The organism is Litoreibacter ponti (genome assembly GCF_003054285.1).
Classification (GTDB): domain Bacteria; phylum Pseudomonadota; class Alphaproteobacteria; order Rhodobacterales; family Rhodobacteraceae; genus Litoreibacter; species Litoreibacter ponti.
Window position 1 is genome coordinate 466,301 of the sequence record NZ_QBKS01000002.1, and the last position, 20,364, is coordinate 486,664.

Annotated in this window: 19 protein-coding genes; 4 read left to right on the plus strand and 15 right to left on the minus strand. The window is 63.8% G+C overall.

Features of this window, described 5'->3' with window-relative positions; translation table 11 throughout:
• Positions 1-2 precede the first annotated feature (2 nt).
• Positions 3-392 carry a cytidine deaminase gene (cdd, locus tag C8N43_RS16195; RefSeq protein WP_107846791.1) on the minus strand — a complete coding sequence of 130 codons (390 nt, stop codon included), beginning with the start codon at positions 390-392 and terminating at the stop codon, positions 3-5.
• Between the two features lie 273 nt (positions 393-665).
• Between cdd and C8N43_RS16200 the strand changes: the two genes are divergently transcribed.
• Positions 666-2,249 (plus strand): hypothetical protein, encoded by a 1,584-nt coding sequence (locus C8N43_RS16200; RefSeq protein WP_211308614.1) that lies wholly within the window; start codon positions 666-668, stop codon positions 2,247-2,249.
• Here C8N43_RS16200 and C8N43_RS16205 read toward each other — a convergent pair.
• From C8N43_RS16205 to C8N43_RS16255, 11 genes are all read right to left on the minus strand, one after another.
• Positions 2,242-4,134 (minus strand): propionyl-CoA synthetase, encoded by a 1,893-nt coding sequence (locus C8N43_RS16205; RefSeq protein WP_107846793.1) that lies wholly within the window; start codon positions 4,132-4,134, stop codon positions 2,242-2,244. The two genes, C8N43_RS16200 and C8N43_RS16205, sit on opposite strands and share 8 nt — an antisense overlap.
• Before the next feature lie 130 nt (positions 4,135-4,264).
• Entirely contained in the window at positions 4,265-4,999 is a 735-nt protein-coding gene (locus tag C8N43_RS16210) for a DUF533 domain-containing protein (protein ID WP_107846794.1), read from the minus strand.
• A gap of 69 nt (positions 5,000-5,068) precedes the next feature.
• Positions 5,069-6,316, minus strand: a complete 1,248-nt coding sequence (locus C8N43_RS16215; RefSeq protein ID WP_107846795.1) for a cation:proton antiporter — start codon at positions 6,314-6,316, stop codon at positions 5,069-5,071.
• Positions 6,317-6,388: 72 nt separating this feature from the next.
• Positions 6,389-6,841 carry an SRPBCC family protein gene (locus tag C8N43_RS16220; RefSeq protein ID WP_107846796.1) on the minus strand — a complete coding sequence of 151 codons (453 nt, stop codon included), beginning with the start codon at positions 6,839-6,841 and terminating at the stop codon, positions 6,389-6,391.
• 150 nt (positions 6,842-6,991) lie between these two features.
• Positions 6,992-7,780 (minus strand): XdhC family protein, encoded by a 789-nt coding sequence (locus C8N43_RS16225; RefSeq protein ID WP_107846797.1) that lies wholly within the window; start codon positions 7,778-7,780, stop codon positions 6,992-6,994.
• The gene (locus C8N43_RS16230) at positions 7,777-8,958 is read right to left on the minus strand and encodes a vWA domain-containing protein (protein ID WP_107846798.1); all 1,182 of its coding nucleotides are present in this window, start codon (positions 8,956-8,958) and stop codon (positions 7,777-7,779) included. Before C8N43_RS16230 ends, C8N43_RS16225 begins: the two co-directional genes overlap by 4 nt.
• Positions 8,955-9,830, minus strand: a complete 876-nt coding sequence (locus tag C8N43_RS16235; RefSeq protein ID WP_107846799.1) for an AAA family ATPase — start codon at positions 9,828-9,830, stop codon at positions 8,955-8,957. The genes C8N43_RS16230 and C8N43_RS16235 overlap by 4 nt, the downstream gene beginning before the upstream one ends.
• Before the next feature lie 67 nt (positions 9,831-9,897).
• Positions 9,898-12,327 (minus strand): aerobic carbon-monoxide dehydrogenase large subunit, encoded by a 2,430-nt coding sequence (locus tag C8N43_RS16240; protein ID WP_107846800.1) that lies wholly within the window; start codon positions 12,325-12,327, stop codon positions 9,898-9,900.
• Positions 12,324-12,818: a (2Fe-2S)-binding protein gene (locus tag C8N43_RS16245; RefSeq protein ID WP_107846801.1), complete on the minus strand. Its 495-nt coding sequence runs from the start codon at positions 12,816-12,818 to the stop codon at positions 12,324-12,326. The genes C8N43_RS16240 and C8N43_RS16245 overlap by 4 nt, the downstream gene beginning before the upstream one ends.
• Positions 12,819-12,830: 12 nt before the next feature.
• Positions 12,831-13,685 carry an FAD binding domain-containing protein gene (locus C8N43_RS16250; RefSeq protein ID WP_107846802.1) on the minus strand — a complete coding sequence of 285 codons (855 nt, stop codon included), beginning with the start codon at positions 13,683-13,685 and terminating at the stop codon, positions 12,831-12,833.
• Between the two features lie 112 nt (positions 13,686-13,797).
• The gene (locus tag C8N43_RS16255; RefSeq protein WP_107846803.1) at positions 13,798-14,934 is read right to left on the minus strand and encodes an MHYT domain-containing protein; all 1,137 of its coding nucleotides are present in this window, start codon (positions 14,932-14,934) and stop codon (positions 13,798-13,800) included.
• A gap of 146 nt (positions 14,935-15,080) precedes the next feature.
• On the opposite strand from C8N43_RS16255, the gene C8N43_RS16260 reads away from it, so the two are divergent.
• From C8N43_RS16260 to C8N43_RS16270, 3 genes are all read left to right on the plus strand, one after another.
• Positions 15,081-15,992, plus strand: coding sequence for an MBL fold metallo-hydrolase (locus tag C8N43_RS16260; RefSeq protein ID WP_107846804.1), 912 nt, complete (start codon positions 15,081-15,083; stop codon positions 15,990-15,992).
• Positions 15,989-16,933, plus strand: a complete 945-nt coding sequence (locus C8N43_RS16265; RefSeq protein ID WP_107846805.1) for an MBL fold metallo-hydrolase — start codon at positions 15,989-15,991, stop codon at positions 16,931-16,933. The genes C8N43_RS16260 and C8N43_RS16265 overlap by 4 nt, the downstream gene beginning before the upstream one ends.
• An 88-nt stretch (positions 16,934-17,021) precedes the next feature.
• A complete protein-coding gene (locus C8N43_RS16270) occupies positions 17,022-17,210 on the plus strand; it encodes a YgaP family membrane protein (protein ID WP_107846806.1) in 189 nt (62 codons plus the stop codon).
• A 129-nt stretch (positions 17,211-17,339) separates the two neighbouring features.
• Here the strand turns inward: C8N43_RS16270 and hemA are convergent, their stop codons facing one another.
• From hemA to C8N43_RS16285, 3 genes are all read right to left on the minus strand, one after another.
• Complete coding sequence (gene hemA, locus C8N43_RS16275; RefSeq protein WP_107846807.1) at positions 17,340-18,557, minus strand: 5-aminolevulinate synthase; 1,218 nt, start codon at positions 18,555-18,557, stop codon at positions 17,340-17,342.
• Positions 18,557-18,994 (minus strand): DUF302 domain-containing protein, encoded by a 438-nt coding sequence (locus tag C8N43_RS16280; protein WP_107846808.1) that lies wholly within the window; start codon positions 18,992-18,994, stop codon positions 18,557-18,559. The genes hemA and C8N43_RS16280 overlap by 1 nt, the downstream gene beginning before the upstream one ends.
• A 91-nt stretch (positions 18,995-19,085) precedes the next feature.
• On the minus strand, positions 19,086-20,360 hold the full coding sequence (locus tag C8N43_RS16285; protein ID WP_107846809.1) for an NAD(P)/FAD-dependent oxidoreductase: 1,275 nt from the start codon (positions 20,358-20,360) through the stop codon (positions 19,086-19,088).
• Positions 20,361-20,364: the final 4 nt, after the last annotated feature.

A 20,364-nucleotide genomic window follows, 5' to 3' on the forward strand; every position in this document is an offset into this window, starting at 1 on the left:
GGTCAGGCCATATGCCCCGCATCGAAGGCTCCGGGCAAGAGGGCTTTCACCGTCGTCCACTCCATCGCGCCGCCGGTGGTGGCCATGGTAACCGGCACGTCACCTGTGGCAAACTCGGCGATCTTCTGGCGGCAGCCGCCGCAGGGCGGCACCGGCGTGGGCGAGCCCGCGACGACGCAGACCTCCACGATCTCCCGCTCGCCTGCCGCCACCATGGCGGCGATGGCGCCAGCTTCGGCGCAGGTGCCTTCGGGGTAGGCGACATTTTCGACATTGCACCCCACGAAAACCGTGCCCGCCTTGGTCCGGAGCGCGGCACCCACTTCGAAGTTGGAATAGGGCGCATGGGCGTTCTCGCGCACCGACAGCGCCGCGGGCAGCAGATCAGACATGTGGCGGTCCCCCAAAAATCACTCGGGCGATATTGAAGGTCCCTGTCAGGAGATTCAATGCCTGCGATGCGCCGCGATGGCTTCAGCAGGATTTTCCTCCGACATTTTCGTTTTCGCGAGCTCTTCGGGATGCATGTGAGAAAACCGTGAGCCTTATTGGAGGGGCGCAGTCCTGCAGATTAACCTTTTTTGTGAATATTTCTCTGAGGGTTAAGAGTGGGCAACAGATTAAGCATTTCTCTCTTCGGACCATGTGTCGTGCGGGTCAGCGGTATGCGCGGCGCGACACTGAAAAGCCAAAAGCAGCGCGCATTTTTCGCCCTGCTCGCGACAGCGCCCCTTGCACGCAGGACGCGAAACTACCTGCAGCACACTTTGTGGGGCTCTTACAGCTACGACGAGGGCCGCCAAAACCTGCGGCGCATGCTGTCTGACCTGCGACGCATCCTTGGCCCGGATTTTGACCGTTTCTTGACCTGCACCAACAGCGACATTGCCTTGGACCTGACGCGCGTCCGCTTTGAGGGCGGCCCAACGCACGGAAGCTTTCTGAAAGATATCGACCTGCGCGTTCCAAACTTCCAAAACTGGATCGCTTCGATCCGCGCGGATGAAAGCCAGATTGCCGGGCTGTATCGCAAAGCGCCGTGCCCTGGCCTCAGCCCGCCCATGCCCCGCATTGCAGTTCTGCCCTTCCGGCGGATTTGGGGCGACGAGAGTCTTTATGTCCTTGGCGATTGGCTCGCGGAAGAGATCTGCCGATCCTTGTCCCGCTCACGCGCCCTGTTTATCGTCTCGCATCTCTCCAGCCGCGCGGTCGCGTCACCTCAGCCCGATATCGCGGCGATCCGACGGACGCTTGGGGTCGACTACTTCGTCAGCGGGTCCGTTCGCGACATCGGCGGGCGCTGCGCGGTCGACATGGATTTCGTCGATGCGCGGGACGGAAGCATCATCTGGAGCCGGCAGATTTCTGCCTCATCAGCGCAAGGATTTTGTCTCGTCAGGACCGGTCTGGACGACGTGGTCCGTGCCATTGGCCGCTCGATCGCCGATGGATCGATTGCCTATGTGCGGGATCGCCCGCCCTTGGCGCTGGAAGATCACAGGCTGATCGTTGAGGGTGTATCTCTCATGCATCGCCTCGCATTTTGCCAGTTCGCGACCTCGCGCGCTCTGCTGCTGGAGGCCGTGTCCCGCGCGCCCAAGAATGCCGAAACCCATGCCTGGCTCGCCCGCTGGTACATGCTGAACGTGTTCAATGGCTGGACTGCAGACCGCCCGGGCGACACACAACGGGCGCTTGATGCCACGGCGCGGGCCCTTGATCTGGACCCCGAGAGCGCCTTCGCACTGGTGATCGACGGCTGCGTGCGGACCAACCTTTTGCGCAACACGGACGTCGCTCAGGATAGCTACGACGCTGCGCTGAAGATAAATCCGAATGAAAGCCTGTCCTGGCTGCTCAGTGGCGCGCACCTTGCGTTCCGCGATGAAGGGACCGAGGCCATTGCGGCCACCGTGCGAGCGCGCAGCCTGTCGCCTGCGGATCCGTTCAGCTATTATTTCGACAGCCTTTGCAGCTCGGCCTACCTGGCGGCAGAAGACTATGAGAGCGCCTTGGCGCTCGCGCAGGCGTCCTTGGCGAACAATGACAGGCACGTATCCACGCTGCGTGCGAAGATCGTTTCCCTGCATCACCTCGACCGCGGCGCCGAAGCCCGCGCCACCGCCGACCGATTGCGGCGCAGGTGCCCGGGCTTTCGGCTGGAAACCTATCGCAAGACACATCCCGCCGCACATTCCGTTCTTGGAACCAAGGCCGCAGCGGCCTTGGCGGCCTCCGGTCTCAGCTAGCGGGGTATCCCAGCTCCTTCAGCGCCTCGGCAATCTCGTCGAGGATCGCCGGATCATCAATCGTCGCGGGCATCTTGTAGGGCGTGCCGTTGGCGATGTTGACCATCGTGGCGCGCAGAATTTTGCCCGAGCGGGTCTTGGGCAGACGCTCGACCACGCAGGCCAGCTTGAATGCGGCCACGGGGCCGATCTTGTCGCGCACGCGGGCGACGACCTCTTTGACGATCTCCTCGTGCGGCCGGTTGACCCCGCTCGACAGGCACAAGAATCCCAAAGGCAGCTGGCCTTTCAACTGATCCGCCACGCCGATGACCGCGCATTCGGCCACATCCGGGTGGCCCGCCAGCACCTCTTCCATCCCGCCAGTGGACAGGCGATGGCCCGCCACGTTGATCACGTCATCGGTGCGCGCCATGATCCAGAGGTAGCCGTCTTCGTCCTTCATCCCCGCATCGCCGGTCTCGTAATAGCCCGGGAACGTGTCGAGGTAGCTTTTGCGGAACCTTCCTTCGGCATTCCAGAGCGTCGGCAACGTGCCGGGCGGCAGCGGCAGCTTGACCGCAATCGCGCCCAGCTCGCCATCGGGGACGGGGTGGCCGTCATCGCTGAGGATTTGCACATCGTAGCCGGGCATCGCCACCGTGGGCGAGCCGATCTTGATCGGCATCTGCTCGATCCCCCAAGGGTTGCCCGCGATGGTGAAGCCCGTCTCGGTCTGCCACCAATGGTCGATCACGGGCTTGCCAAGCTTATCCTGCATCCACTCAATCGTGTCGGGGTCGGCCCGCTCGCCCGCAAGGAAGATTTGGTCGAGCCCACTGAGGTCGTATTTCGCGATGAACTCGCCCTTGGGATCCACGCGCTTCACGGCACGGAAGGCGGTGGGTGCGGTGAAGAAGCTCTTCACCCCGTGCTCGGAAATCACCCGCCAGAATGTGCCCGCATCCGGCGTGCCGACCGGCTTGCCCTCGAACACGACCGTGGTGCAGCCATGGATGAGCGGCGCGTAGCAGATATAGCTGTGGCCCACGACCCAGCCCACGTCCGAGGCCGCCCAGAACACGTCGCCGGGGCCGACATTATAGATGTTTGGCATGGTCCAGTTCAGCGCCACGAGGTGACCCGCGGTGGGGCGCACAACCCCCTTGGGCTGGCCGGTGGTGCCGGAGGTATAAAGGATATAGGCCGGGTGGTCGCCGGAGACGGGCGTACAGGGGGCGGGCTCGACGCCCTCTTGCGCCTCGACCCAGTCGAAATCGCGCCCTTCGATCATGGAAGCGCGCGCCTCATTGCGCTGGAAGATCAGGCAGAACTCCGGCTTGTGCCCCGCCTCTTCAATCGCGCCGTCGAGCAGGGGCTTGTATTCCACCACGCGCCCCGGCTCGATCCCGCAGGACCCGGCGATGATTGCCTTGGGCGTCGCGTCGTCGATCCGCACAGCCAGCTCGTGGCTGGCAAAGCCGCCGAAGACGACAGAGTGGACCGCCCCAATGCGCGCGCAGGCCAGCATGGCCACGAGCGCCTCTGGCACCATCGGCATGTAGATAATGACGCGGTCGCCCGCCTCGATCCCCTTGGAGGCCAGCACACCCGCAATCGCGGCGACCTGCGATTGCAGCTCTGCGTAGGTAATGGTGCGCTTGGTGTCGGTGACCGGGCTGTCATAGATGATCGCCGCCTGCGCGCCCCGGCCGTTCTCGACATGGCGGTCGACCGCATTGTAGCAGGTGTTGACTTGTGCGTCCTTGAACCATTCGTAGAGCGGCGCGCGGTCGGCAAACAGCGCCTTGGAGGGGGGCGTGTCCCAGTCGATGGCCTGCGCCTGCTCCATCCAGAAGCCTTCGGGGTCGCTCAGCGATCTCTCGTAGATTTCCTTATATGCCATGGACGTCCCTCCTCACCGCATTTGGCGCGACTAAAGCGCCAAGGGCGCGGCGAGGCAAGGCACGTTATGCCACAGTTTGCGCTATCATCACCCGGCCCGGCAAAAGCCAGGCCGCGTGATGCCCGTCCTGTCAGCTGTAGAGCCGCTGCACGCCGAAGCTGTCATGGATCTCGTTGACGGTCGCCTGACCGAGGCCGAGCGAGGTCGCAAGCTCGTGGAGGAACTTCGCCTCCGCCGGGTGGTCGGGCTCGATGGCCATGACTGACATGGAATAGACCTGTGTCTCCATCCCTTTGGGGGTGTCGCGGGCCAGACTGGCTGCGTCGACCGGCTCGCCCATGGCGTCGCGCACAAAGGCCATGTCGGCCTCGGTGGCCTCTTCACCGATGGTGGCCATCAGCGTCTCTTTCTCGATATCGTCGATCTCGCCGTCGCAGCGGGCAGCCATGATCATCGCGCGGATCATCAGACCGGCGGAATCTTCTTCGGGTGGCTCCTCTTTCGGGTTGTCTTGGCTCAGCAGCGCCTCGAGGCTGTCGCCTTCGCCCCCGCGCGCCGTCGCCAGACCGCCGAGCAATCCGCCGATGCCGCCGAGACCACCAGCAAGGCCGCCCGCCCCACCTGCGCCGCCCAACAGCCCACCGAGCCCGCCGCCGCCAGAGCCATCCGCGCCGCCCGCCATGCCGCTGAGCATGCCGCCCAGCCCGCCCGTGCCACCGGGCTGACCGGTGCCACCGGTTCCGCCAGCAGAGCCCTTGAGGCTTTCCATCGCCTTACTCAGACCGCCCGATTGCTGGACCTTCTGCATGCCCTTCGCCACAGCGAAGCCAATCGCGACCTTGGTAACCATTCTCATCAGTGACATCTTGAATTCTCCCTCAGGTGACTTTGGGTCAGGTTGAAGCCTCGCGCCCCGCGCGTCTAGGGGGAAAGCTCACACAAGGTCCGGCTCACGGCCCAAGCGGCGCGATAGGGGGGCCACGGTAAGGCCCTGCACGATGATCGAGAAGATCACGACGACATAGGTCGCGGTCAGGATCAGCGGCTTCCACTCGCCCTCCGGCAAGGACAGCGCCAGCGCGACCGAGATACCGCCCTTCAGCCCGCCCCATGTCATGATCGGGATCACCCCGCGGGAGAACTCCCGGAACGGCTTGAGCAGCAGCACCGGCACCGACACCGCCGCGAGCCTGGCCAGCAAGGACAGCCCGATCGACAGCACACCCGCCGTCAGCCCGTCCATGGTGAAGGCGACCACGAACACCTCGAACCCGATCATCAGGAACAGCACCGCGTTCAGGATTTCGTCGATCAGCTTCCAGAAGCCGTCGACATATTGCCGGGTGGTCTCGGACATGCCGTGCTTGGTACCGATATCGCCGATGAAGAGGCCCGCACAGACCGCCATCACCGGGCCGGACAGATGGAACGCCACAGCCAGCGTGTATCCGCCGACCGCGAGCGCCAGGGTGATCAGCACCTCCAGCGAATAGTCGTCGATCCGGCGCATGACGCGAAAGGTCAGCCAGCCCGCGCCGACGCCAAGGAGCGCGCCGCCGACGGCCTCTTGCAGGAACAGCTGCGCCGCGCCCGACAATCCGCCGCCGTGATCGTCGCCATGGGGGAAGGCGATGCCCACCAGCACCAGAAAAACGACGTAGCCCACGCCATCATTGAACAGGCTCTCGCCCGCGATCTTGGTCTCCATGCTTTTCTTGAGGTTCGCCTGCCGCAAAACCCCCAGCACGGCCACGGGATCGGTGGGCGAGATCAGCGCACCGAAGACCAGCGCGATCATCAGCGGCATACCGGTGATCCAGGAAAAGCCGACGCCCGCAATGACCGTCGACAGCCCGACGCCCAGCGTTGCCATCAGTGCCACGATCCGCCACTCGCCGCGCAGGTCCGACAGCTTGACATGAAGCGCGCCGGCAAAGAGCAAAAGGCCCAGCATGCCTTCCAAGAGCGCCTCGGAGAAATCGACCGAGCTGACCACACCGCGTACGGTCTGCGCCACGCCAAGCCCCGGCGCGATCAGGTCGAGACCCAGTATCCCAAGGGAGGCCGCAAGCGCCACGATCAGGATACCGATGGCGGAGGGAAGCTTCAAAAACAGGTAGTTGATCGTGCCAAAAGCCGCCGCCAGCACCAGCATCAGTGCGGCGATTTGCAGAATGGTCATTGCGGAATTGCCCCTCGGGTTTTCGCCACCCTACCCTAACACACGCCAATGGGAAGAGCGCTTTGCGGGGCGTCACGCGGGCGTTCGTTCCTCCACCACCTCTGCAAAAGACTTGAAGAATTTCGCGGCGAGCTTCTTTGCGGTGCTCTGGATCAACCGGCTGCCCAACTGGGCGAGCTTGCCGCCGATCTCTGCCTTTGCGTCGTAGCGCAGGATCGTCTGATCCCCGTCGGCGGTCAGCGTGACATCGGCCCCGCCTTTCGCGTGGCCCGCCGCGCCGCCATTGCCCTTACCCGTCAGCGAGAACGCGTCCGGGGCGCCTTCGGTATCCAGCACGACATCCCCGCTGAACCGCGCCTTCACGGGGCCGACCTTCAGGACGACCTTCGCCTCAAGTTCGGTGTCGGAGTGCTTGATCAGCTCCTCGCAGCCCGGAATGCACTGTTTCAGAACCTCCGGGTCATTGAGCGCGGCATAGACCTGATCCTTCGGGGCGTTGATGACGATCTCGTCTGCGAGTTCCATTGGGGCATCCTTTTCTTAGCAACAGGGAAATCTGATGTGGTCGGCTTGGTCCGGCGTCAGCGCGGACTTTCCGCAAAGTCGGCGCCGGGCATTGAGCAGCTTTTTCATGCGCCCTGATCCTTGTCTGCGTGCGGCGCGATCCCGGCGATCTCAGGCATGGGCCGCCCCCACATGGGCGCGACGGACTTGGACGAGATCGGCGAGGATCGACAGGGCGATCTCTTCCGGCGTGACAGCGCCCAGATCGAGACCCGCCGGGGCCTTTACGCCGCGGACCAGCCCTGCGTCGGTGCCGCCTTCGATCAGCTTTGTGGCGAGCGTTTCGAATTTGCGGCGGCTCCCGACGAAAGCCACGTGCAGCGCGGGCAGCGCGAGGGATCGTTGCAATGCGTCGATATCGCCCTGCCCTTGCGTCGCGATGACGATGACCCGCTGCTGGTGGGCGGGCGCCTCGTCGTGGTTTGGCAGATCGCGAAGGACCGCCCAGTGAAACTGCACAGCGAGAGCCGCGAGCGCCTCGGCCACGGGCGAGCCGCCGAGGACCACCAGCTGCGGCATCGGCAGGCAAGGCTCGATGAAGATGTCCACGCTGCCCTTGGAGGGGCAACCGTTGCGGGCAAAACGCGTCCCGTCCACCTCGTCCCCGGCAGCGATACCCTTCTCGGCCAGAAGCTCTTCGGGGGCGACTGACACCAGCTGGGGCTGGCCTGTCGCGAAGGCTTCGAGCGCCGCCTTTTTCACCGCACCACGCGTGCAGCCCCCGCCCAGCCAGCCGTGCAGAATGGTGCCGTCGGCCCCCAGCAGCGCCTTGGCCCCGGGCTTGGCGGCGGTTGCGCCCGCCGTGCGCACGATGGTGGCAAAGGCGAAGGGCTCGTCGCGGATGCGCAGGCCTTTGGCCACATCGGCCAGATCTTCGGAGAGAAATTCGGCCGGAGTCATAGCGACGCCACCTCCCGGTCGAGCGCGGCCAGATCGGCCAAAGTATTCGCCGCGCGGAACAGGTCGAGATGCGGCAGTGCCGCCGCCATGCCGTCGGCCACGGGCGCGTAGTCGCGCCAACCTTTGAGCGGGTTAAGCCAGATGATCTTGCAGCCGCGCTTTCGCAGATCGGCCAGAGCCGCATCCATCACCGCGGGCGGTGCGGTGTCATACCCATCCGACAGGATCAGCACGACGCTGCGCCCGTCCACGAAGCGCTTTGCGTAGGTCTTGGCAAACCGCGCGATGGACGGCCCGATCTCTGATCCGCCGCCAAAACCGTCGGCCATCAGCGACATGCGTCCGATGGCGCGCATCGTGTCCTTGTCGCGCAGGGCCTCGGTAATGCGCACGAGGCGGGTGTGAAAGAGATACGCGTCGGCGGTCGGATCGCTGCGCATCAGCCCGGCCAGAAAGGCGAGGAACACCTGCGCGTAGACCGTCATCGACCCCGAAACATCGCAGAGCGCCACGATTTTCTGCGGGCGGTCGGGGCGGTATTTACGCACCAGGCGCAGCGGCTCACCCCCCGTCGCAAGGCTGGCGCGGATCGTTTTGCGAAAATGCAGGCGGTCGCCCTTGCGGGCTGCGATGCGGCGGCGAGAGCGGTGGTCGCGCAAGGCCGCGCCAAGGCGGCGGGCGACCTGCTCTGCCTCGGCGATATCCTCGGGGCGGACCAGATCGCGCAGGTCCTTGCGCATCAGATTGCGCACTTCGGTGGCGATCAGGCGGCCCTCGCCATCGCTTTCCGCCTCGCCGTCGCCGCCATCGGGCGCGTTCGCGGACCCGGACCCGCCTGCGTCCTCGCCCTTGGCGTCGCGCGACGAATGCACGCTGTCATCGCCTTTACTGGGCGGGGTCTGCACGATCTTCTGTTTCACCCGGCCCGCATCCATCCAAAAGCTGTCGAAGAGCGCGTCGAACTGCTCCGCCTCTTCCTTGCAGCCGGTGCAGATCGCCTTGAGGGCCCGGCGGCTTTGCGCGGGCTGGCTGGCGTCGATCTGGCACAGGGCCTCGAGCGCCAATTCGGTTTCCGCCACGCCCAGCCGCAAGCCGTTGTCGCGCAGATGCGCCATGAACCCCGAGACCCGCGCCGCCGGGCCCGGATCACGCGCAGCGAAACGGCTGACGCGGCTCATGCGGCGCGCCCTGCGATGCGGCCCGCGACTTCGGGCGTGATATGGGCGCGGTCGCTTTGGGTTTTCAGCAAGGTGCTGAGCGTGTGCTGCAGCGCCGCCGGATCAGAGGTGAGATCGGCGATACCAAGCCCCATCAGGGCGGCGGCGAAATCGAGCGTCTCGGCAATGCCCGGGACCTTCTCCAGCTCCTCCTCGCGCAGCTTCTGCACGAAGCCCACGATCTGCGCGCCCAGCCGCGCCTCGATCCCGGGGCACCGCGCGTTCAGGATCGCAAGCTCCGTCGCGCGGTCGGGGTAGTCGACGTAAGCATAGAGGCACCGGCGGCGCAGCGCGTCGGACAGATCGCGGGTGCCGTTGGAGGTCAGGATCACGATAGGCGTGGTGGTCGCCGTCACGGTCCCAAGCTCGGGGATCGTGATCTGGAACTCAGAGAGGATTTCCAGCAGGTAGGCCTCGAATTCCTCGTCGGCGCGGTCGATCTCGTCGATCAGCAGCACCGGGGGCGTGTCTTGCGTGATGGCCGCCAGCAGCGGCCGTTCCAGCAGAAAGTCGCGCGAGAAGATGCGCGCCTCGACGCTCTTGCCTGTCTCGCCATCCTCGGCGGCTGCGCGGATCGTCAGAAGCTGGCGTTGGTAGTTCCATTCGTAGATCGCCTGCGCGGCGTCCAGCCCTTCGTAGCATTGCAGGCGGATCAGCCTTGTGTCGCGCAGCGCGGCGAGGCCCGCGGCCAGCTGGGTCTTGCCGACGCCCGCCGCCCCTTCCAACAGCAACGGCCGCTCGAGGGTCAGGGCCAGATGCAATGCGACGGTCAGATCATCTGAGGCCACATATCCATCGGCAGCCAGGTCCGTCTGAAGGTCAGTCCACGTCATTTGATCTTCCCGCACTTTGGGCATCCGGCCAAGGCATAAAGCCCGCCGGATGCCCAAGAAGTGTCACCTAGTCATGCAAGCCCAGCTCATTGGCCGTGCGCCAAATCCGCCAGTGGTCATGGGGCATGTTGGTATGCGTGTTGCCGAACGGGCGGAACGCATCCTGCACCGCGTTCGAGAAGCACGGCACGCCGCCCACATGGGGGCTTTCGCCCACGCCCTTGGCCCCGATCGGGTGGTGCGGGCTGGGAGTGACGGTGAAGTCGGTCTCGTAGTTCGGGACCTCCCACGCGGTGGGCAGGAAGAAGTCCATCAGCGTGCCCGTCTTCACGTTGCCCATGTCGTCATAGGCGATCTCCTGGCCCAGGGCGACGGCCAGCGCCTCCGTCAGACCGCCATGAACCTGCCCTTCGATGATCATCGGGTTGATCCGCGTGCCGCAGTCGTCCAGCGCGTAGAAGCGGCGGATTTCCGTGACGCCCGTGTCCACGTCGATGTCCATCACGCAGACATAGGCCCCGAACGGGTAGGTCATGTTTGGCGGGTCGTAGTAGCTGACCGCCTCCAGCCCCGGCTCGATGCCCGGGATGGCCTGATTGTAGGCGGCGAAGGCGATCTCCTTCATCGTCTTGAACTTCTCCGGCGCGCCTTTGACCACGAAACGGTCCACGTCGAACTCGACGTCATTGTCGTGGACCTCCAGCAGGTAGGCCGCGATCATCTGCGCCTTGGCGCGGATCTTGCGCCCGGCCATCGCCGTCGCCGCCCCCGCCACCGGGGTGGAGCGGGACCCGTAGGTGCCCAAGCCATAGGGTGCGGTGTCGGTGTCCCCCTCTTCGATCGTGATGCTGTCGGCGGGAAGGCCGATCTCACTGGCCAGAATCTGCGCGAAGGTGGTCGCGTGCCCCTGCCCTTGGGAAATCGTACCAAGCCGCGCGATCGCGGAGCCTGTCGGGTGGATGCGGATCTCGCAGCTGTCGAACATGCCGAGGCCGAGGATATCGCAGTTCTTCACGGGGCCCGCGCCCACGATCTCGGTGAAGAAGCTCAGGCCGATCCCCATCAGCTTGCGCGTCTTGCCGGCCTTGAAATCCTCGACCCGCTGCGCCTGCTCGGCGCGCAACCCTTCGTAGTCGACCGCCTTCAGCGCCTTATCCCACGCCGTGTGGTAGTCGCCGCTGTCGTATTCCCAGCCCAGCGCGGCGGTATATGGGAATTGCTCCTTCTTGATGAAGTTGATCCGGCGCAGCTCGGCGGCGTCCATGTCCAGCTTGATGGCCAGAACCTCGATCATGCGTTCGATGAAATACACCGCCTCCGTCACCCGGAAGGAGCAGCGATAGCTGACGCCGCCCGGGGCCTTGTTGGTGTAGACGCCGTCGACCTCCAGGAAGGCGGTCGGGATGTCGTAGGACCCGGTGCAGATGTTCATGAAGCCTGCCGGGAACTTGGTCGGGTCCGCACAGGCGTCGAAACCACCATGGTCGGCGGTCACGTGGCAATGCAGGCCGGTGATCTTGCCGTCCTTGGTGGCGGAGATCTTGCCCGTCATGTGGTAGTCACGGGCAAACGCGGTGGTCATCAGGTTGTCCATCCGGTCTTCGATCCACTTGACTGGCTTGCCTGTCACGATGGAGGCCACGACCGAGCAGACATAGCCCGGATAGGCCCCCACCTTGTTGCCGAAGCCGCCGCCGATGTCCGGCGAGATGACGCGGATGTTGTGCTCTTCGATGCCAGAGATCAGCGAGACCACGGTCCGGATCGCGTGCGGCGCCTGGAAGGTGCCCCAGAGCGTCAGCTTGCCGTTCACCTTGTCCATCGACGCCACGCAGCCGCAGGTCTCCAGCGGGCATGGGTGGGTGCGGTGGTAGTACATCGATTCTTCGGCGACGACTTCGGCGTTTGCGATGACTTCCTCGGTGGGTGCCTTGTCGCCCGCTTCCCATGTGAAGATGTGGTTGTGGTGCTTGCGGGGGCCATGGGCGCCGTCCGGAATGGAGCCGTCTTCGGCCACAAGATCCTCGCGCAGCACGACGTCCGATTGAAGCGCCTCGAACGGATCGACGATGACGGGCAGCTCTTCGTAGTCCACCTCGACCAGCTCGATCCCGTCGGCGGCGGCATAGCGATCCTCGGCCACGACAAAGGCGACCTCCTGGCCCTGGAACAGCACCTTGCCGTCGGCCAGCACCATCTGCTTGTCGCCCGCCAGAGTGGGCATCCAGTGCAGGCCCAGCGGGCGCAGGTCATCGGCGGTCAGCACGGCCAGCACGCCCGGCACTTCCAGTGCCGCGGCCGTATCGATGCTCTTGATCCGCGCGTGGGCGTAGGGGGAGCGCACGAAATCGCCAAAAAGCATCCCGTCGAGCTTAATATCGTCGACATAGTTGCCCTTGCCTTGCGTGAAGCGCGCGTCCTCGACCCGCTTGCGCGAGCAGCCCATGCCCTTGAGATTGGCGACGCGGTCCTCGCGGCTTGTTACTTCGTCCTTCATTCTGCGGCCTCCTTGGCTGCATTCATCTCGGTCGCAGCCGCCTGAATGGATTTCACGATGTTCTGGTAGCCGGTGCATCGGCAGATGTTGCCTGCCATGCCGAACCGGATTTCTTCCTCGGACGGGTTGGGGTTTTCCTCCAGCAGCTTGGCGGCGCGGGTGATCATCCCCGGTGTGCAATAGCCGCACTGAAGCCCGTGGTGCTCCTTGAAGGCCGATTGCAGCGGGTGCAGATCGTCCGGTCCGCCGAGCCCCTCGATGGTGGTGACGGACTTGCCGCTGGCCTGGGCCACGAACATGGTGCAGGCCTTCACCGACTTGCCGTCGATGGTCATGGTGCATGCCCCGCAATGGGAGGTCTCGCAGCCGATATGCGGCCCGGTGATGTTGAGACGCTCGCGCAGCGTGTAGATCAGCAATTCACGTGGTTCAGCGAGGAACTCTTCGTCCTTGCCGTTCACGTTCAGCTTGATGTGCATCTTGTTGGACATGTGATCCCTCCCTTATGCGCGCGACCAGGCGCGCTCGATGGCGCGGCGCAGGATGACGCCAGCCACGTGTTTCTTGAATGCGATGGGGCCGCGGTTGTCTTCGGTCGGGTCAATGTCGCCCAACATTGCGGCCACCGCCACCTTCAACGCAGCATCATCGAGCGAGGTGCCCACCAGAGCCGCCCCGGCGGCGTCCGAGAAGATCGGCGTGTCGCTCAGGTTTGTCATCGCAATCGCCGCACTGGCGCAGCTACCGCCGTCCTTGGTGATTTGCACTGCTGCCGCCGCGGTCGCATAGTCGCCGATCTTGCGCTTTTGCTTCTCGTAGGCGTAGCCGCCCTTCGGCATGGGGATCGTGACGGAGGTCAGAACCTCGTCATCCTCACGCGCAGTCATATAAGCCGCCTCGTAGAACTCGCGGGCCGGAATGTCGCGCTCCCCGTCCGGGCCCACGACCGTGAAGCTCGCATCGAGGCATTGCATCAGGCCGGGCATGTCGTTGCCCGGATCGCCATTGGCGACGTTGCCGCCGACGGTGCCCATGTAGCGCACCTGCGGGTCGGCGATCTGCAACGCGGCCTCGCGCAGGATCGGGGCGGCCTTGGCGAGGCCCTCGTGGTCGATGATGTCGGCTTGCGTGACCAGCGCGCCGATGCGGATGCTGTCGCTGCCGAGCTCGATATCGGACATGCCGCCGACGTCCTGCAGATCAATCAGGTGAGGCACGTCGGCCATGCGCAGTTTCATCATGGGGATCAGGCTGTGCCCACCCGCCATGACGCGCGCATCGTCGCCATGCTCCGCGAGCACGGCGAGGACCCCGTCCATATCCGTGGGTCGATGGTATTCGAATGCCGCTGGAATCATCGGCTCTCCTCCCTAAAAGCGATTATTCTTGCTGAGGCGGAGGCTGGCATGCGTCCGCTTGCGGCCGCTTCCAAAATGTCATGAAATGAAGGGCTTTTGCACGAAATGCGCCTCAGCCTGCATGAATTGCGCCGGGCTGCGCGCTGAGCGCGTCCTGAATCATCTTCAGCTTCGAGCGGCTCACCGGGGCGGGCGGCAGAGCGTCGGAGGCGAAGACGCAGCGTCCCTTGTCCTTTTGCCGCTCGAACCGGGCGACCTTGCCGGGATTGACCAGGTAGCTGCGATGGGTCTGCAAAAACCCGGTCGACACCAGCCGCTTGGCCGCCTCGGTGATGGGCCAGACGCAGAAGAGCCGGTCCTGTTCAGTGTAGACTTGGGTGTAGTGGCCGTCAGCGCGCACGAGCGCGACATCTGCGGGCGAGATGAATATCCGCGCGCCGTCCCGCTCACACGGGATCTGCAAGCCTGAAAGCTGTAGCGGGGCCCCGGTTCGAGGGTCGGGCGCGGGCGCGCCTTCCGCATCAGCTGCGACCGGATCGGCCACGAGATACGTCACGCTGACCCACAGGAATGTACCGAACAACACGAAGCTCGACAGGATCACCCCGAGGGCGAGCACCTCGTTACTCATGGTTGGACCAAACTCGTTCAGGCTTGGCACCGGAACAAAGCCCGTCCCGGCCATTGCGAGGAAATGGACAGAGACCACCGCGACGGCAAAGCAGATCGTGCCCAGAAACACGTTGCGGTTCTCGCGCCGCCCGTAGGCCACCCAGAAGGCCACGATACACAGGCACACCGCCGCAATGGACGAGAAGCTGAGCCCGAATGGCGTGTAGACCGCCCGGCACAGCTGCAGCCCCGCCATGCCGATATAGTGCATCCCCAGAATGCCAAGGCCGACGAGCCCCCCGGCGGTGGTGATCAACAAAGGTGTCCGCTCCACAAAATGCAGGAGAAGCAGCGCGGCACCCACGATCAGGATGGCCGTGAGGGCCGAGACCAAGGTGATCGCCGCGTCGTAGTAGAACAGGACAGGCAGCTCCAGCCCCAGCATCGCGACGAAATGCATCGACCAAATGCCGCCGCCCAGAGCGATTGAGGCGAGGGCTATGGAAATCTGCCTTTGCAACACGGGCTTACGCGACAGATCACGTGTCAAAGACAGCCCCGTAAAGCCCGCAACAAGCGCGACGATGCCGGACATAATGACCAGCAGCGTATCGTGATTTGCCTCAAGCACTTCCATGCGCGTCAAACTGCCCCATAGCGCCAACCTTGGCAAATGGCGCGCGCGATGTCGCTAAAACTTCCCGTGTGCCTGCGACGTTCTGCGCTTGCTTTACTTCGCTTTCTCAATCATATTCACAAAATAGAATTTAATGGGAGGATATCATGTCGCTGACGCGTCGCAGGTTTGTTCAGGGGACCGCTGCATTGCCTTTGGCAGCCGCCATACCCTCCTTCTCGAAAGCAGAGCTGTCCCTGGGGTCGGCCACATTGACGACGGTGAGCGACGGCAGTTTGGTCCTGCCAGGCAGCTTCATCTTCGAGCCGATGCCGAAGGACGAGCTTGCCCCGATCCTGACCGAGTTTGACCTGTCCGAGGAGCGACTGACGCCCGAATGCAACCTCGCACTCTTTCGTGACGGAACAAACACCGTGCTGTTCGACGTGGGCTCCGGTCCTGACTTCATGCCGTCCGCGGGCACCATCGTGGACAGTCTGGAGGCGCTCGATCTGGCGCCAGAGGACATCACCCACGTCATCTTCACCCACGCGCATCCCGATCATATCTGGGGCCTGCTGGACGAATTCGATGATCCGCTGTTCGTTGAGGCGCGCTACATGATGGGCCGCGGTGAATGGGATTACTGGTGGAACCCGGAGACGGTCAACACCATCGGGGACGCCCGCGCGGCCTTCGCCGTTGGCGCGAAACGTCGGATGGAGGCAATCGAAGACGCGGTCGAGCTGTTCGACGCTGGCGACGAGGTCCTGCCCGGCATCGCTGCGGTCTCGACACCGGGACACACGCCAGGGCATATGGCCTTCGAGGTGCGGCAAGGCAGCGAAGCGGTGCTGATCGCGGGCGACGCCATTGGCAACCACCACGTGGCCTTCCGCAAGCCCGGCTGGGAGAGCGGCGCGGATCAGGATGCACCCAAGGCGGCGGAAACGCGCAAGATGCTGTTTGACCGGCTGGTGTCGGAAGACATGGCCCTGATCGGCTTCCACCTGCCACAGGGCGGCATCGGGCGCGTTGATACCAATGGCGACGGATACCGCTTTGTGGAGCAGGGATGATGCGGTGGCTCGTGGCGCTGGCGCTGCTCGCATGGCCGGTCGCGGCCAGCGAGGACATTGCCGACCAATATCCCGGCTCGCCACTGTACTCGAAACCCGTCGAGGTGATCCCACATGTCTGGTCCGCCATCGGCGCGACCGCGCCGCCGACCTACGAGAACTCCGGCCATAACAACAATCTCAGCTTCATCGTCACCGGCGATGGGGTCGTCGTGGTCAACGGCGGGGCCGCCTACATCTTGGCTGAAGCCCTGCATGATGAAATCAAGGCGATCACTGACCAGCCCGTCAAACTGGTGATCGACGAGAACGGCCAGGGCCATGCGATGCTGGGCAATTCCTACTGGGCCGAACAGGGCGTTGCGATCTTGGCCCATGTGGATGCCGCGCATGAGATCGAAGAGAATGGCACCCGCATCCTGGAGGGCATGAAGCGGTATAACCGCGACAAGGCCGAGGGCACGTTCGTGGCCCCGCCGACCGAGACATTCGAGGACAAGCGGGTGATCGAGATGGGCGCGTTTCGCATCGAGGTCCTGCATCTTGGTCCCGCGCACGGGCCGGGCGACACGCAGGTCTGGCTGCCCGAGCAGGGTCTGGTGATCGCGGGCGACATGGCCTTCCACCAGCGCATGCTGCCGATCTTTGAAGACACGATTGTCTATGACTGGATCGAAACGTGGGAGACCGGGTTCGAGGCCCTAGGGGCGACCTACGTCGTCCCCGGTCACGGCACCCCGACCAACATGGCGCAGGTGCGACGATATACGCGGGATTACCTGGTCTATCTGCGCGAGAAAGTCGGCGCGCATCTCGACGGTGGCGGGGGCTTGGCAGAGGCCTACTACGTCGACCAAAGCCCCTTTGCGCATCTCGATACGTTCGAAGAGCTGGCGACCCGCAACGCCGGGCGGGTGTACGAACAGATGGAGTTCGAATAAAGCCCGCGCCGTTATGTGACTCTGTCACTGACGGTGCCATGAAATCGTGATGTGCTGTGCGAGATCGCAAGCACAGGAGCACGTTATCATGACCCGCAACCTTGGACAGTTCGACCGCATCGCCCGCCTCATTCTGGGCGCCGTTCTCATCGCTCTCGCCCTCATGGGCACAATCGGGATTTGGGGATACCTGGGCCTGATCTTCGTCGGTACTGCCGTGGTGAATTTCTGCCCGATCTACCGGATCCTCGGCCTGAAGACGTGCCAGGACTGCTGATACGCAGGCTGCTTTGGGCTCTCGGAGCTCTGGCAGCCGCCACACTCATGTTCATCATCGCCACCGCCGCCGCGTTTGCGGTCCCGGCTCATGGTGTCTGGCTTGCAGACGGACAAGAGCAGGTGTCGATTACTGCGCAGCCATGGGTCGCCGCGCCAGTTGGCACCGTGTCCAGAGATCCTCCAGCGCATCGATCAAAGTGTCGATGTCAGCCGCACTGTGGACCGGCGAGGGCGTGATGCGAAGCCGCTCCGTCCCTTTGGGAACCGTCGGGTAGTTGATCGGCTGGATGTAGATCCCATGCTCCTTGAGCAGCGTGTCCGAGATGAATTTGCACTTCACCGGATCGCCCACCATCACCGGGATGATGTGGCTTGGGTTGTCGATATGTGGTAGGCCAATCGCTTCCAATCGTCTGCGCACGGTCGCCACACGGTCCTGTTGTGCAGAGCGCTCGGCCAAGCTTGTCTTGAGATGCTGGATCGAGGCCGCTGCGCCTGCGGCCACGCACGGCGGTAAGGCCGTCGTAAAGATGAAACCGCTCGCAAAGGAGCGCACGAAATCGCAAAGCTCGGCTGACGCTGCGATGTAGCCGCCCACCACGCCGAAGGCCTTGCCAAGCGTGCCTTCGATCACCGTCAAACGGTCCATGAGACCTTCCCGCTCCGCGATACCGCCGCCGCGCGGGCCGTAGAGCCCCACCGCGTGCACCTCGTCGAGATAGGTCATCGCGCCGTACCGGTCCGCCAGATCACAGATCTCCTTGATCGGGGCGATGTCGCCATCCATGGAATAGACGCTCTCGAAGGCGATCAGCTTTGGCGCGTTTGCGGGCAAGGCTTTCAGCTTTGCTTCGAGATCGGCCAGATCGTTGTGCCTCCAGATCACCTTTTGCGCCTTGGAATGGCGGATGCCTTCGATCATCGACGCGTGATTGAGCGCATCCGACAGCACGACGCAGCCCGGAATGCGCGACGCAAGCGTGCCAAGCGCAGCCCAGTTGGATACATAGCCGGAGGTGAACAACAAAGCGGCTTCCTTGCCATGCAGATCGGCCAGCTCCGCCTCCAAAACCACATGGTCATGGGTCGTGCCAGAGATGTTGCGCGTGCCGCCCGCGCCCGCACCGGAGCGATCGAGCGCAGTGTGCATAGCCTCCAGAACCTTGGGGTGCTGACCCATCCCAAGGTAGTCATTGGAGCACCAGATCGTGACATCCGCAGGGCCGTTGTGGCAGGTCGCAGACGGAAACGCGCCGCGACGGCGTTCCAATTCGGCAAATTCGCGGTAGTTGCCTTCATCCTTCAGGGCGGCAATCTCGCGGGCGAAAAAATCGTTGTAGTTCATTAGTCCTCTACGGCATCCGCCACGATTTCGGCCAAGAGCGTCTCGACCTTCTTCATCTCGCCCTCGGGGTAGGTGCGGTATCCGACAACCACGCCGTCGCCCTGATCGGCCACGAAGATACCGTAGGGGCAGAAAGCGATGTTCATCGGATCGGCCTCCATCACCTCGCGTGACAGAACCGCAGAGCAGAAAACAAAGATATCCGCTGCCTCGAACAAGGCTGCGTCGCTGCCCACATCGGCGCCGGTGCGGTTGAGCATGTCGCCCACATGACTGACGAAGTCGATCACCAAACCACGGTCCACGATCGCGCTTTCAACGGCGAAGGTTGCGTCGTCGAAACTACCGTCGAACGGTACGGTGACCGCCGTCTCGGCCTGGGCTGCAGTGACAAGGGCCGCGGCGGACAGCGCTGTGGCAAGCAAGAGATGTTTCATGTCGGGTCTCCCTTTTGTGGTTGAGACCGGTATAGGCGATCCCTGATCCCGCGGCCTTGAGCGATGTCAAAGCCGCGGGCTTTTTGCGGGCCTAGGCCTTCGCGCCGAACATGTCGGCCGTGATGCCCGAGTACCAGCCTTCGGATTCCTCGTAGGTGGCCTTGCGCAGCTCGGCACTCTCGCCCGTGGCGGAGATGAACCCGTCGACCTTGGCGATCTTCTCGTCGGTCGCCTCGTAGGTCGCGCCCACTTTCACACCGTCATTGGTGTCGATGAGCGACCAGCAGGTGTTGGAAAACTTCGCCGGGAAGACCTTGGAGCCGGTCAGGGCACCGCGCACCGCGTTGGCACAGACCTTCGCCTGGCTGTTGGCGGAGAAGCCGGATTTCGGCATATCGCCCTGCTGCGCGGCGTCGCCAAGCACATAGACATCCGGGTCGGCCTTGGTGGACATATCGACCGCATTGACCGGGGCCCAGTTGCCGTCGGTGACACCGGCCATATCCGCGATCTTTCCCGCCTTCATCGCCGGAATGACGTTGCAGACGTCGACCTTGGTCTCTTCACCATCAATCGTCAGCATCATGGCGTCCGGCTCGACGGAGACATTGCCACCGCCGAACTCTTCGCCGATCCAGTCCACCATGCCGTCATAGTGGTTCGCCCAGCCTTCCTGGAACAACGCCATCTTGGAGAATTTCGGCTTGGGGTCGGCCACGATGATCTTCGCGGACGGATTGTTGTTCTTGAGGAAGTGCGCCACCATCGAGACCCGCTCATACGGCCCGGGAGGGCAGCGATAGGGGTTCGGCGGTGCCACCATGGCAAAGGTGCCGCCCTGGGGCATTGCCATGAGCTTCGCCTTCAGAAGCTCGGTCTGCGAGCCTGCCTTGTAGGCATGCGGCATCGCGTTCTGTGCGGAGATATCCCAGCCCGGAACCGCCATGTCGACGAAGTCGATGCCGGGGCTCAGAATCAGCTTGTCGTATTTCAGCGACGCGCCGCCGGCCAGCGTGACCGTCTTCGTGTCGCGATCAACGCCCACGGCCCAGTCATGCACCACGTTCACGCCATTGGCGGCCATGTTGCCGTAGCTGTGGCCGATATCCTCGATCTCCTTGAAGCCGCCAAGATAGAGGTTCGAGAAGAAGCAGGTGTAGTATGTGCGCGTGGGCTCGATCAGCGTCACGTCGACCGCGCCCTTGCTGTCTTTCGCGATGTAGCGGGCGGCTGTCGCGCCCCCTGCCCCACCGCCAACGACAACTACGCGCGGTTTTGCGTGGCCATCGGCCAGAACCATCGGCGACGCCAGCGCAACGGATGCCGCCACGGATGTGCCGAGGAACGCTCTTCTATTCATCGTCATTATA

What these genes read in the sequence shown, in the direction of transcription:
- C8N43_RS16230 (WP_107846798.1), bottom strand. Translation starts at nt 8,958, where the DNA reads ATGAGCCGCGTCAGCCGTTTCGCTGCGCGTGATCCGGGCCCGGCGGCG.
- C8N43_RS16205 (WP_107846793.1), bottom strand. Translation starts at nt 4,134, where the DNA reads ATGGCATATAAGGAAATCTACGAGAGATCGCTGAGCGACCCCGAAGGC.
- C8N43_RS16200 (WP_211308614.1), top strand. Translation starts at nt 666, where the DNA reads ATGCGCGGCGCGACACTGAAAAGCCAAAAGCAGCGCGCATTTTTCGCC.
- C8N43_RS16270 (WP_107846806.1), top strand. Translation starts at nt 17,022, where the DNA reads ATGACCCGCAACCTTGGACAGTTCGACCGCATCGCCCGCCTCATTCTG.
- C8N43_RS16235 (WP_107846799.1), bottom strand. Translation starts at nt 9,830, where the DNA reads ATGACGTGGACTGACCTTCAGACGGACCTGGCTGCCGATGGATATGTG.
- C8N43_RS16210 (WP_107846794.1), bottom strand. Translation starts at nt 4,999, where the DNA reads ATGTCACTGATGAGAATGGTTACCAAGGTCGCGATTGGCTTCGCTGTG.
- hemA (WP_107846807.1), bottom strand. Translation starts at nt 18,557, where the DNA reads ATGAACTACAACGATTTTTTCGCCCGCGAGATTGCCGCCCTGAAGGAT.
- C8N43_RS16265 (WP_107846805.1), top strand. Translation starts at nt 15,989, where the DNA reads ATGATGCGGTGGCTCGTGGCGCTGGCGCTGCTCGCATGGCCGGTCGCG.
- C8N43_RS16220 (WP_107846796.1), bottom strand. Translation starts at nt 6,841, where the DNA reads ATGGAACTCGCAGACGAGATCGTCATCAACGCCCCGAAGGATCAGGTC.
- C8N43_RS16215 (WP_107846795.1), bottom strand. Translation starts at nt 6,316, where the DNA reads ATGACCATTCTGCAAATCGCCGCACTGATGCTGGTGCTGGCGGCGGCT.
- C8N43_RS16285 (WP_107846809.1), bottom strand. Translation starts at nt 20,360, where the DNA reads ATGACGATGAATAGAAGAGCGTTCCTCGGCACATCCGTGGCGGCATCC.
- C8N43_RS16250 (WP_107846802.1), bottom strand. Translation starts at nt 13,685, where the DNA reads ATGATTCCAGCGGCATTCGAATACCATCGACCCACGGATATGGACGGG.
- C8N43_RS16225 (WP_107846797.1), bottom strand. Translation starts at nt 7,780, where the DNA reads ATGACTCCGGCCGAATTTCTCTCCGAAGATCTGGCCGATGTGGCCAAA.
- C8N43_RS16240 (WP_107846800.1), bottom strand. Translation starts at nt 12,327, where the DNA reads ATGAAGGACGAAGTAACAAGCCGCGAGGACCGCGTCGCCAATCTCAAG.
- C8N43_RS16280 (WP_107846808.1), bottom strand. Translation starts at nt 18,994, where the DNA reads ATGAAACATCTCTTGCTTGCCACAGCGCTGTCCGCCGCGGCCCTTGTC.
- C8N43_RS16245 (WP_107846801.1), bottom strand. Translation starts at nt 12,818, where the DNA reads ATGTCCAACAAGATGCACATCAAGCTGAACGTGAACGGCAAGGACGAA.
- C8N43_RS16255 (WP_107846803.1), bottom strand. Translation starts at nt 14,934, where the DNA reads ATGGAAGTGCTTGAGGCAAATCACGATACGCTGCTGGTCATTATGTCC.
- C8N43_RS16260 (WP_107846804.1), top strand. Translation starts at nt 15,081, where the DNA reads ATGTCGCTGACGCGTCGCAGGTTTGTTCAGGGGACCGCTGCATTGCCT.
- cdd (WP_107846791.1), bottom strand. Translation starts at nt 392, where the DNA reads ATGTCTGATCTGCTGCCCGCGGCGCTGTCGGTGCGCGAGAACGCCCAT.